The sequence below is a fragment of the Photobacterium sp. NCIMB 13483 genome (assembly GCF_003025475.1).
Classification (GTDB): domain Bacteria; phylum Pseudomonadota; class Gammaproteobacteria; order Enterobacterales; family Vibrionaceae; genus Photobacterium; species Photobacterium piscicola.
In genome coordinates this window covers 73,612-86,559 of the sequence record NZ_PYLV01000019.1, presented here as the reverse complement: position 1 = coordinate 86,559, position 12,948 = coordinate 73,612, and the positions used below count along the sequence as shown (strand labels likewise).

General features: G+C 42.3%; 8 protein-coding genes and 7 tRNA genes. 1 reads left to right on the top strand and 14 read right to left on the bottom strand.

Translation table 11 applies throughout. The features are described 5' to 3' along the window. Positions 1-27: 27 nt before the first annotated feature. The 13 genes from C9I86_RS14660 to pncC all read right to left on the bottom strand — a co-directional run bounded on the left by C9I86_RS14660 (position 28) and on the right by pncC (position 8,907). Positions 28-104: transfer RNA gene (locus C9I86_RS14660), tRNA-Arg, on the bottom strand. A 49-nt stretch (positions 105-153) separates the two neighbouring features. Next, positions 154-230: transfer RNA gene (locus C9I86_RS14655), tRNA-Arg, on the bottom strand. A 112-nt stretch (positions 231-342) separates the two neighbouring features. Further along, a tRNA-Ser gene (locus tag C9I86_RS14650) sits at positions 343-434 on the bottom strand. Between the two features lie 57 nt (positions 435-491). Continuing rightward, a tRNA-Arg gene (locus tag C9I86_RS14645) sits at positions 492-568 on the bottom strand. Between the two features lie 64 nt (positions 569-632). After that, positions 633-724 (bottom strand) — tRNA-Ser (locus C9I86_RS14640). Between the two features lie 67 nt (positions 725-791). Beyond that, positions 792-868, bottom strand: a tRNA-Arg gene (locus C9I86_RS14635). Positions 869-952: 84 nt separating this feature from the next. Continuing rightward, positions 953-1,044 (bottom strand) — tRNA-Ser (locus tag C9I86_RS14630). Positions 1,045-1,315: 271 nt separating this feature from the next. Continuing rightward, a complete protein-coding gene (gene csrA, locus C9I86_RS14625) occupies positions 1,316-1,513 on the bottom strand; it encodes a carbon storage regulator CsrA (RefSeq protein WP_036793345.1) in 198 nt (65 codons plus the stop codon). An 84-nt stretch (positions 1,514-1,597) separates the two neighbouring features. Next, a complete protein-coding gene (locus tag C9I86_RS14620; RefSeq protein ID WP_080158197.1) occupies positions 1,598-2,782 on the bottom strand; it encodes an aspartate kinase in 1,185 nt (394 codons plus the stop codon). A 16-nt stretch (positions 2,783-2,798) separates the two neighbouring features. Next, positions 2,799-5,420, bottom strand: coding sequence for an alanine--tRNA ligase (gene alaS / locus C9I86_RS14615; RefSeq protein WP_107276745.1), 2,622 nt, complete (start codon positions 5,418-5,420; stop codon positions 2,799-2,801). A 354-nt stretch (positions 5,421-5,774) separates the two neighbouring features. Continuing rightward, positions 5,775-7,004 (bottom strand): voltage-gated potassium channel protein, encoded by a 1,230-nt coding sequence (gene kch / locus C9I86_RS14610; RefSeq protein ID WP_080158199.1) that lies wholly within the window; start codon positions 7,002-7,004, stop codon positions 5,775-5,777. A gap of 225 nt (positions 7,005-7,229) precedes the next feature. Next, on the bottom strand, positions 7,230-8,282 hold the full coding sequence (gene recA, locus C9I86_RS14605) for a recombinase RecA (RefSeq protein WP_080158200.1): 1,053 nt from the start codon (positions 8,280-8,282) through the stop codon (positions 7,230-7,232). Positions 8,283-8,409: 127 nt separating this feature from the next. Further along, entirely contained in the window at positions 8,410-8,907 is a 498-nt protein-coding gene (pncC, locus tag C9I86_RS14600) for a nicotinamide-nucleotide amidase (protein ID WP_107276744.1), read from the bottom strand. Positions 8,908-9,120: 213 nt separating this feature from the next. Here pncC and mutS point away from each other — a divergent pair, with 213 nt between their 5' ends. Continuing rightward, entirely contained in the window at positions 9,121-11,703 is a 2,583-nt protein-coding gene (mutS, locus tag C9I86_RS14595; protein ID WP_080158387.1) for a DNA mismatch repair protein MutS, read from the top strand. A 212-nt stretch (positions 11,704-11,915) separates the two neighbouring features. On the opposite strand, the gene rpoS is transcribed toward mutS, so the two are convergent. Beyond that, positions 11,916-12,908, bottom strand: coding sequence for an RNA polymerase sigma factor RpoS (gene rpoS, locus C9I86_RS14590; protein WP_080158202.1), 993 nt, complete (start codon positions 12,906-12,908; stop codon positions 11,916-11,918). Between the last annotated feature and the right edge of the window lie 40 nt (positions 12,909-12,948).

Below are 12,948 nucleotides of genomic sequence, written 5' to 3'. Positions count from 1 at the left end.
ACATTGAGGTCTATTGCTTTTAAATGATGGTGCGCGCGGGAGGATTCGAACCTCCGACCGCCTGGTTCGTAGCCAAGTACTCTATCCAGCTGAGCTACGCGCGCACTAATTCTGTTACAACAACAAACATTGAGGTCTATTGCTTTTAAATGATGGTGCGCGCGGGAGGATTCGAACCTCCGACCGCCTGGTTCGTAGCCAAGTACTCTATCCAGCTGAGCTACGCGCGCACTGGGTTTCTTTTTTGGGAATTCATTCCCAGAAACCATTCCTTTTAGCTATAAAAGGAATTATGCAATCGCCAAATCTTACCTTGCGGTAATTTTTAACAAAAGCAAAGAATGGCGGTGAAGGAGGGATTCGAACCCTCGATACGGGATAAACCGTATACTCCCTTAGCAGGGGAGCGCCTTCAGCCTCTCGGCCACCTCACCACACAAATTGGTATAAGTAACACGTTAATTTATATTATTAACCTATTGCTTAAATAATGGTGCGCGCGGGAGGATTCGAACCTCCGACCGCCTGGTTCGTAGCCAAGTACTCTATCCAGCTGAGCTACGCGCGCACTGGGTGTTTCTTGCTAAAGAAAACACCATATTGATATCAACATCGTTGCCATCAATAAAGAATGGCGGTGAAGGAGGGATTCGAACCCTCGATACGGGATAAACCGTATACTCCCTTAGCAGGGGAGCGCCTTCAGCCTCTCGGCCACCTCACCACACAATTCGGTGCAAGTAACAAGTGATACTAGTCGCTAAAACTAACATGACTCATTGCTTAAATAATGGTGCGCGCGGGAGGATTCGAACCTCCGACCGCCTGGTTCGTAGCCAAGTACTCTATCCAGCTGAGCTACGCGCGCACTGTGCTTCGTTACCGTTGCATTATCCCAAATTAAGATAATTAAATCAATAAGAAAGCGTTCACAATATCCATTAAAAAATAATGGCGGTGAAGGAGGGATTCGAACCCTCGATACGGGATAAACCGTATACTCCCTTAGCAGGGGAGCGCCTTCAGCCTCTCGGCCACCTCACCACGTTGTGGAGGCACATATTACTGTTAGCCCAAAATAAGTCAAACACTTTATTGATAAAAACCAATACTCGCCGCACGAATGAACACTTAGTAAGCAATGCGATAATTAATGCAACGTAACCAGAAAAATATTCACTTTATGGGATTGATCAGGTATTCAAAAATGGGCCCCAAAAACATCGCCTTTGACTCTATTTAATCACGACTTACAGGATGTTACTTTTCTACAGGCACAAAAAAGGCCAGGATAATTATCCTAGCCCTCTTCGAATCAGTAGTTACCAGTACTCGGAGTACCAGCTTCTTTTTCTGCTTGAATTCGCATGTATATTTCTTCACGGTGAACAGATACTTCTTTAGGTGCGTTAACACCAATACGTACCTGATTTCCTTTAACACCAAGAACAGTAACAGTTACTTCGTCACCGATCATTAGAGTTTCACCTACACGACGTGTTAAAATTAGCATTCGAGTGCTCCTTGAGTAATCTCAGTCTTATAAGAATTTAACGTTTTATCCAATAAAATTCACAATTTCGTAAATAGCCGTGGCTCAAGAAACAGCAAGATGCGATAGATTACCGAAACACGGGTTATCGACCACAAATTTTTCATGGATTAAATCAACAGCTGTAAGATGATCATCTTCATTAATCAATAAAGATAAACATTTCTTATCACCCTGATATGTATGCACTGTAATGCCAGCCTCTTGCAGCACCTTTTGAATTGACTCCAAATGTTGCTGAATATCCTTTCCAATCAAGGAAAGTATAGAGACCATACCAATATGGCGCATTTTGCTATCAAACACTAGCCTTAAACGCGCTAAATCATCATTAGAAATGACGATTTGTGATATGTCATCACTAGAATTAGTTGATAAATTCCAAGCTGTCAAACCATATAAGTCCAACTGCTCATTAAGAACAGTTGCTGGTAGTGTAATGTTAACTAAAACCTGCTGCCTTTGGAGCGCAACGCCAATGATGTTTTGATTACTCATTACATCAAAATTCACTAACGTTCCCTGCCCTTCCTCAAATGAAGAAAGAACTCGTAATGGAACGCGATGTTGGCATGCATACTCTACAGACTGTAATTGTAGCACTTTTGCCCCTAGGCGCGCCATGCAAGTCATGTAATCAAAGTGAATAACATCCAAACGAGCCGCACTTGGTACAATTCTTGGATCGGTAGAATACACTCCGTCAACATCTGTGAAGATTTGACATTCGTCGGCATTAAGCGCACTTGCAATAGCAACCGCAGTGGTATCTGACCCGCCACGCCCCAAGGTTGTGATATTGCCATCGATATCACGCCCTTGGAAACCGGCCACGACAACAATGTTGTCTTGGCCAAGTAATGTGGTCATATTCTGGGTTTCAACCTCATGGATTGTGGCATTATTAAAGTTGCTATCAGTATGGATAACAACTTGATCTGCCGTCAATGAGGTCGCACTATAGCCTCGTTTATTCAACGCCATAGCTAATAAGGCAATTGATACTTGTTCACCCGCAGCAAGTAAAACATCTAACTCTCGCGGTGTAGGAATCGCATCAATTTGCTTAGCTAAGCCCAATAGCCGATTAGTTTCACCAGCCATTGCAGACAATACAACAACCACTTGGTGGCCACACTGGCGAGCTTTTATCACTCGCTCAGCAACGGCTTCTATTCGTTCAATACTACCAACTGATGTACCACCAAATTTCTGCACTAATAGTGCCACATTACCTCTCCAGTGATTACAGTTTGTCAGCTAGCCATGGTGCAACAGTTTCTAATGCCGCAGGCAATGCTGCTGCGTCAGTACCACCAGCTTGTGCCATATCAGGACGACCGCCGCCCTTACCACCAACTTGCAATGCAACCAAATTAACTAGCTCACCCGCTTTGACTTTGCCAATTAAATCTTTAGTCACACCAGCGATTAAACCGACTTTACCTTCGCTAACATTACCTAATAACACCACACCACTGCCTAGTTGATTTTTTAACTCATCAACCATGCCACGTAATGCTTTGTTATCAGCGCCGTCAAGTTTCGCAATTAACACTTTAACGCCATTAATTTCTTGCGCTTTATTGATTAAGCTTGCGCCTTCTTGCGCAGCTAACTTGTCTTTTAGTTGCTGAATTTCTTTTTCTAGTTGTTTGCTGTGTGATACTAAGGCATCCACTTTGCTAACAACAGACGCCACGTCAGACTTCACTAAACGTGCAGTTTTCGCAAGCATCATGTCTTCAGTGTGCATTGCCGCAATTGCGCCTACGCCAGTTACCGCTTCAATACGGCGAATACCCGCAGCGATACCACTTTCAGATAAGATCTTAAACAGACCAATATCACCAGTACGGTTAGCGTGAACACCACCACAAAGCTCCGTTGAGAAATCACCCATGCTCAGTACACGTACTTCGTCATCGTATTTCTCACCAAACAATGCCATCGCGCCTTTTGCTTTCGCAGCATCAATGTCCATGATGTTGGTATCAATGCTATGGTTAGCACGAATTTGTTCGTTAACCATATTCTCAACAGCACGTAATTGTTCAGGTTTAACTGCTTCTAGGTTTGAGAAGTCAAAACGAAGGCTATCCGCTTTTACTAATGAACCTTTTTGAGCAACATGATCACCTAAAATAGTACGCAATGCTGCATGCATTAAGTGCGTTGCTGAGTGGTTAAGGCTAATCGCTTGGCGACGCTCAGAGTCAACAGCAGCAGTCAATGATTGACCCACTGTTAATGAACCTTCAACTAATTGACCTTTATGACCCGTTGCAGCACCAAATTTTTGCGTATCAGCAACGTTGAACACCACACCTTCAGCCGTTAATAAACCGCTATCACCACACTGGCCGCCTGATTCTGCATAAAATGGTGTGTTTGATAATACAACCAATGCATCTTCGCCAGCATTAATGGTGTCAACAGCATTACCATCGCGATATAGCGCAACAATCACACCTTCGCCATCCGTCACGCTGTAACCACAGAACGTCGTTTCAGCATCCACTTTGATAGCGTCATTGTAGTCAACACCAAAGTTACCCGCATCACGAGCACGTTGACGTTGAGCTGCCATTGCTGTTTCAAAACCGTCTTCGTCGATTGAGAAGCCACGCTCACGAGCAACATCGTTAGTTAAATCCGCAGGGAAACCATAGGTATCATAAAGTTTAAATACCGTTTCACCGTCAAGTACATTACCGTCGATGTTATCTAATGCTTCATTAAGAATAGTTAGACCACGATCAAGGGTACGACTAAAGTTATCTTCTTCAATCTTTAATACTTTTTCTACTAGCTCTTGTTGTGCTTTTAGCTCAACACCAGCCGAACCCATGATCTCAGCCAATGGGCCAACAAGTTTGTAGAAGAATACGCCCTCTGCACCTAGCTTGTTACCGTGACGCACTGCACGACGAATAATACGGCGTAATACATAACCACGGCCTTCATTTGATGGCATTACACCGTCAGCAATAAGGAAAGCACAAGAACGAATATGGTCAGCAACAACGCGTAGTGATTGATTAGACAAGTCGTCATAACCAATAACCGCAGCTGCTTCTTTAATTAGTGTTTGGAAGATATCGATTTCGTAGTTTGAGTGTACACCCTGCATGATTGCAGCAATACGCTCAATACCCATACCTGTATCAACAGAAGGCTTAGGTAGCGGTTCCATTGTACCGTCAGCTTGACGGTTGAACTGCATAAATACGTTATTCCAGATCTCGATGAAACGGTCACCATCTTCTTCTGGTGTACCTGGACGGCCACCCCAGATGTGATCACCGTGATCATAAAAGATTTCAGTACATGGGCCACAAGGACCAGTGTCGCCCATTTGCCAGAAGTTATCTGAAGCAAAAGGTGCACCTTTGTTGTCACCAATACGTACGATGCGATCCGCTGGAATACCAATTTCTTTATTCCAGATTTCAAACGCTTCATCATCACTTTCATAGATAGTAACAACAAGACGATCTTCAGGAAGCTTTAGCTCTTTGGTTAAAAATTCCCACGCATAACCAATTGCATCATGCTTGAAGTAATCACCGAAGCTGAAGTTACCTAACATCTCAAAGAAAGTATGGTGACGGGCTGTAAAGCCTACATTTTCAAGGTCGTTGTGTTTACCGCCCGCACGCACACAACGCTGAGCGCTTGTCGCACGTGTGTAGTTACGCTTTTCAAGACCTAGAAATGTATCTTTAAACTGGTTCATACCTGCGTTAGTGAACAACAACGTTGGGTCATTCGCAGGTACAAGAGATGAGCTTTCCACGATCTGGTGGCCTTTGCTCTCGAAAAATGCAAGATACGCGCGGCGAATCTCATCAGTGCTCATGTACATTGGCAAATCCTGAATTAATGCTTGGAATAGAAAGACAGAAAAACGCCTCATGACGAATTTCTTCGATAACCGTTCAGCCCTCAAACCACAGGAACAATGAACAATCACCATCTAATAATAAAACTAAGATAAATTTTTTGGGGGCTATTGTAAAACAACGGTAGCTACTACGGGAAATGATATGTGCCGAAATGTATCAAATAATCCCCATTGGAACACCGTCTCGATATTGTTCCCGCATGTAAACTATTCATTTACCCTATGAGCTAATACCTATAATGGCGATAAATTAAGCATTATCGCCATTGTCGTTCCATGTAGCATCGATGTTTTTAAAAAGTGAATGCATTAATATTATTTATTAATTTCTTTTTCTGACAGCCCTTGTACTGAATGCAATAGCGATGCCACGATAGAGTCACTATCGATACTTTCGCCATTTAATAACCGTGCCAGAATATCACTTGCAAACTGCTGCGGTGAAATCACAATGTCAGGATTAACACTTTTCACTTTATTTATATTTTTACTTTCGTTTACCAGTGCAACTGTTCGTGCTGAACTGGCTAATTCAATCGCTGATAACACAATAAATGCATTGTCAGCATCATCATCACTCAGTGCCAGTACGGCCTTGGCATTCATCACCCCAGCCTGAGTTAAAATAGCGCCATCACTGTAATCACCAACGACCACATCTAACCCCTCCAACTGATCTTTAGCGACTTGCTGAATACGAGGCGATACGATCACCGTAATAGGTTGCTTACGTTCGGTTAATTGCTTAATGGTATTCACAGCGAGGCTGGATAAACCACAAATTATAAAGTGATTAGTACGATCCATTTTTTTACTATTACCTTTAACTAGTCGTTCAAAACCACTATGAACAACAGGGCCTAACACTGACGTTGCCGATGTGGCAAAGACGGTAATACCAGACACAACCACTGAAATAGTAAATAATCGTGCTGGCTCAGAAACAGGAACTATATCGCCATATCCCACCGTAGACATGGTTTCTATCGCATAATAAAACGCGGTCAATAAACTGGTGATCTTGGGATTAAATCCATCGCCAAAATACAATGCACCATAGGTTGATGTTAATAATAGAGTGATCACACTGATTAACGCAAAGATACTACCGGCGGCAACACTGCTTTTAGAAAAGTATTTACGCACCATAAATAAGAGAATTAACGAGGCAATTCCATAATGAATATTATGCGTTTGCTGAGGATGAATATGATCAGTATAAAAAATATTGATCAACATTAAGATAAAACTGATCATCCACGATATTCGTGCTCTAAAAAACAGACCTACCGAACTCATAACAATAAAAACACCTAACATAAAGTAAGGTGCATTAATCAAAAAGCTCGCATTTATCTGCTCATAATCTCGAACGTTAAACAGCGTTAACAAATCAATCGGTAATCCGTAAATCGTATGAAAAATAAGACCACTATTACCGAGAACAAATAAAGCCACAAAAATATGGCGCAGCGTGTAAAGCCATTTAGTAAACCGTCGAATAATATTCCCGATCCAACGTATTAACGACACGTGTTCTTTCATTACAAATACGCCTACCTACTAAACCTGAGGACTCAATTCAATGACCAATAAAAATAACGCTAACTATCAACTTGGCATATTAAAGCAGAAAACACGCTAAATTTGTCAATTAAATTAGCGTCTATAAATATCATTATTACTTAAATTGAGCCCATAAAAAAACCCAGCACAATGGCTGGGTTTCTATCGACGTATTATATATAGATACGCTAAATAGTCGTTTGATTAAAAAGCATCACCGTCTTCAGCATCAAGAGCTGCAACATCTGGTGTTTCTGTTTCAGCAACGGCAGGCGTTAGCAGTAAATCACGCAATTTTTTCTCAATCTCAGCAGCAATTTCAGGGTTTTCAACAAGGTATTTGCAAGAGTTTGCTTTACCTTGACCGATTTTATTGCCTTGGTAGCTATACCAAGCACCTGCTTTTTCAACTAATTTATGCTTAACACCCAGGTCAATTAATTCACCATTACGGTTAAAACCTTGGCCATACAAAATCTGTGTTTCCGCTTGCTTAAACGGTGCCGCTATTTTGTTCTTAACAACTTTTATGCGGGTTTCGTTACCTACAACTTCATCACCATCTTTAATTGCGCCAGTACGACGAATATCAAGACGAACAGAAGCATAAAACTTCAATGCGTTGCCACCCGTTGTCGTTTCTGGATTACCAAACATTACACCAATTTTCATACGAATTTGGTTAATGAAGATACACATACAGTTAGACTGTTTAAGGTTACCGGTTAATTTACGCATTGCCTGTGACAACATACGTGCTTGTAAGCCCATATGTGAATCACCCATTTCACCTTCAATTTCAGCTTTTGGTGTAAGGGCTGCTACGGAGTCAACAACGATTAAGTCAACCGCACCTGAACGAGCTAGTGCATCAACGATTTCTAATGCTTGCTCACCTGTATCGGGTTGAGAAACAAGAAGTTGGTTAATATCAACACCCAGTTTTTCCGCATAAATTGGATCGAGTGCGTGTTCAGCATCAATAAATGCACACGTCTTACCTGCTTTTTGAGCCGCGGCAATCGTTTCTAAGGTTAAGGTTGTTTTACCTGAAGATTCTGGGCCGTAGATTTCTACGATACGTCCCATTGGTAGACCACCAGCACCGAGTGCAATATCAAGTGATAATGAACCCGTTGAAACAGTTTCGATATCCATAGTACGGTTATCGCCCAATTTCATAATTGAACCTTTACCGAACTGCTTCTCAATCTGGCCTAACGCTGCGGCAAGAGCCTTTTGCTTGTTATCGTCCATTCGACTCTCCAACGGATGCTAAAATAAAGTAACTAAACTGGGTATGAGACTTAGTATACTGTCTATTCATACAGTGTCTAGTTCTGGTTTGTTTTTTTTTGTTAAATACGATTTTTTAAGAATAGGATCACGAATCCATCACCTTATTAATACGACCAATCAAACCTGATAATGCTTCTGCTATCGCTTGTTGTCTAACTTGCTGGCGTGATCCACTGAATAAGCAGCATCGCGTTTGTTGCCAACCCGTCGCATCAGCCCAAGCAAACCATACTGTACCCACAGGCTTATCTTCACTGCCACCATCAGGGCCAGCAATTCCACTGATCGCCACACTAATATCCGCACGTGAAGCAGCTAAAGCGCCGCAAGCCATCTCAAATACAACCGCTTCACTGACTGCCCCAAACTCAATTAGTGCTTGCTCAGTAACGCTTAACATTTGCTTCTTGGCTTCATTGCTATAAGTAATAAATGCGCGATTAAACCATGCAGAGCTTCCCGGAATATCAGTAATAGCAAAAGATACTCCACCACCAGTACAAGACTCAGCGGTGGTTGCCACCCACTGTTTAGCGGTTAGTGCTTCACCAAGTTCATAAGCCAATTGTTCAATATTTACCATGAGTGCCTCCAAGCTGGTCTCTATTTATTATCTTTAATACATTGATGTATATCAGCTAACTTTACGCCTGTTACTCACCATTGCAAAGATGAGAAAAAAAGTCCAATGGCTACTTTGCCCGATCCACTGATTCACGTATCCTTAGGCTTCATTATTTTATTGGTCGAGCTACGCCAAGTAGTCGACGTTGAACCAGCAAGAGTAGGCAATATCGTGACGATAAAAGGCTTAGAAAAACATACTCCTATGATGCAGCAGTTCCTTCGGATCAAAGCTGAAAACCCTGATATTTTATTGTTCTACCGCATGGGCGACTTCTATGAGATGTTTTTTGATGATGCCAAACGAGCTTCACAATTACTTGATATCTCGCTGACCAAACGTGGCGCAACCAATGGCGAGCCGATTCCAATGGCAGGTGTACCTTACCATGCAGTGGAAGGTTATTTGGCTAAATTGGTTCAACAAGGGGTATCGGTTGCGATCTGTGAGCAGATTGGGGATCCCGCCACCAGCAAAGGTCCTGTAGAGCGTAAAGTTGTCCGTATCGTTACGCCAGGTACCGTCAGTGATGAAGCTTTACTGAACGAACGTCGTGATAACCTTATTGCCGCTATTTATACTGCCAATAATAAATTCGGCTACGCAACGCTTGATATTACCTCTGGCCGCTTTATGTTAACCGAGCCTGCAACTGAAGAAGAAATGCAAGCCGAGCTACAACGCACGAGCCCCGCTGAACTGCTTTATCCTGAAGATTTTACCTATTTACATTTGGTCGAACCGTTCAAAGGTAAACGTCGTCGTCCAATTTGGGAATTTGAATTAGAAACCGCACGCCAACAACTAACATTACAATTTGGAACGCGTGATTTAGTGGGGTTTGGGGTTGAGAATGCCAACTTAGGCTTATGTGCTGCGGGTTGTTTGATGCAATATGTCAAAGATACCCAACGTACCGCTCTGCCGCATATTCGTGCAATCATCCTTGATACTCAAGATCATGCCGTTATTTTAGATGCCGCAACCCGCCGTAATTTAGAATTAACTCAAAACTTAGCGGGCGGTTTTGATAATACTCTGGCTGAAGTGTTAGATCATACCGCAACCCCAATGGGTAGCCGCTTACTCAAGCGCTGGTTACACCAACCGATTCGCGATCAACACCAATTAAATGGCCGTTTAAATGCCATTGAAGCATTCAAAGACAGTGGCATGTTTGTCGATACGGCAAGTGTCTTACGTCATATGGGTGATTTAGAACGTATTGTCGCTCGATTAGCTTTACGCTCAGCGCGTCCTCGTGATTTAGCGCGTATGCGCACTGCAATGCAATATTTACCTGAATTAGCACAATTATTAGCTGACATTCCACAGCCTCGCATTGGTGAATTAGCACAACACAGTGCGCCAATGGATGATCTATGCCAACTACTCGAGCATGCAATCATCGAAAACCCACCCGTTATTATTCGTGATGGCGGGGTGTTAGCTCCGGGCTATAATGCGGAATTAGATGAATGGCGTGACTTAGCTGATGGTGCTAAACAATATTTAACCGATCTTGAAACCCGTGAACGTGATCGCCACGATATTGATAGTTTAAAAGTGGGCTTTAATCAGGTTCACGGTTTCTTTATTCAGGTCAGCCGTGGTCAAAGCCACTTAGTTCCAGATCACTATATTCGTCGCCAAACCTTAAAAAATGCTGAACGCTATATTATTCCTGAATTAAAAGAGCACGAAGATAAGGTGCTAAATTCAAAATCAAAAGCATTAGCACTTGAGAAAAAGCTGTGGGAAGAATTATTTGATCAATTGTTACCGCATTTAGAACGGTTACAGTTAGCAGCAAGTGCCTTATCTGAATTAGATGTACTAGCAAACTTAGCTGAACGTGCTGATAGTTTAAATTACTGCCGCCCACAATTGACCACCACCACAGGCATTAATATTACTGCGGGTCGTCACCCGGTGGTTGAGCAAGTATTAAGTGAACCGTTTATTGCTAATCCAATCGCGTTACACCAAGATCGTCGCATGTTGATCATTACCGGTCCAAACATGGGCGGTAAATCAACTTACATGCGCCAAACTGCACTGATTGCCTTACTGGCACATGTCGGATCTTTTGTGCCAGCAGAAGCGGTTACTATCGGTCCACTGGATCGTATCTTTACCCGTATTGGCGCATCAGATGATCTTGCGTCTGGTCGTTCAACCTTTATGGTCGAAATGACAGAAACCGCGAATATTCTCCATAATGCAACCAAACACAGTTTAGTGTTAATGGATGAAATTGGCCGAGGCACCAGTACCTATGATGGCTTATCTCTCGCGTGGGCAAGTGCAGAATGGCTAGCAGATAAAATTGCAGCAATGACATTGTTTGCCACTCACTATTTTGAGCTCACTGAATTACCGTCTTTACTTTCAGGCCTCGCCAATGTTCATCTTGATGCGATAGAGCATGGTGACAATATTGCCTTTATGCATAGTGTTCAAGACGGTGCAGCCAGTAAATCTTATGGTTTAGCGGTAGCAAGCCTTGCCGGTGTACCCAAAGCGGTAATCAAACGAGCCAAAATAAAATTAAAGCAATTAGAGGCTCTGGGACATCAAAAAGCCCAACCATCAGCAGCAATTGCAGGACAACCACCACGAGAAGAACATCAACTGAGTTTGATTCCAGAGCCAAGCGAAGTCGAAGAAGCATTAACAAATGTTAATCCTGACGAGCTAACGCCGCGCCAAGCATTAGATGAACTGTATCGTTTAAAAGCACTATTACGCTAATATTAAACCGTAATCTATTGAAAACATAACATCAAAAAAGGACGCAAAAGCGTCCTTTTTTATGATTACAATGAGCATTTATTCGCGTAAAAATGTAAATAAAAAGACCGCTAATATTAATACTCACAACGGTGTTGTACTACTATTTCATGATTACAGATTACGACTAACCATAAGATGTCTTAATAAAGCATCTTGATTAAATTTCTTGATTAAATTTCTTGATTAAAAAGTGACTCAATACTTAGCCCCTGATGGGTTAGCATGTCACGTAAACGACGTAATCCCTCAACTTGAATCTGACGAACACGCTCACGTGTTAAACCAATTTCACGACCAACATCTTCTAATGTCGATGCTTCATAGCCTAATAAACCAAATCGACGCGCTAACACTTCACGCTGCTTGGGATTAAGATCTTGCAACCAATGAACAATCGAATTTTTGATGTCATCATCTTGGGTCGAAGTCTCAGGGCTACCGCCTTTTTCATCAGGAATAATATCCAGTAAGGCTTTTTCAGAATCACCACCGATAGGATTATCAACCGAGCTTACACGCTCATTGAGACGAAGCATACGGTTAACATCATCGACAGATTTTTCAAGTTGCTGTGCAATATCTTCAGCGGTTGGCTCATGATCAAGCTTTTGGGCTAATTCACGTGCGGTACGTAAATAAACATTAAGCTCTTTCACAACATGAATCGGTAAACGAATAGTACGGGTTTGATTCATGATCGCCCGTTCAATGGTTTGACGGATCCACCATGTTGCATAAGTTGAAAAGCGGAAACCACGTTCAGGGTCAAATTTTTCAACCGCACGAATAAGACCTAAGTTTCCTTCTTCAACTAAATCAAGTAACGCTAAACCACGATTACTGTAACGACGTGATATCTTTACGACTAAACGAAGATTACTTTCAATCATACGTTTGCGAGCGACTTCATCACCACGGAGTGCACGGCGAGCATACAACACTTCCTCTTCTGCGGTGAGCAAAGGAGAATATCCAATTTCACCAAGGTAAAGTTGGGTTGCATCAAGTGCTTTAGCGCTTGTCTCATATTTGGAGATATCAACATCTTCAGTCGATGCTGACGTATCAGAATTATTATCAGTTGGCACCACTAAACTATTAAGTTCCATGCTGTCATCTAATGTCAATGATTCAAGTTTTTTGGCTGTGCTGCTTCTACTCATAGCGCCTCCCAGATGGCGAGTTAAAGACATTACAACGTCA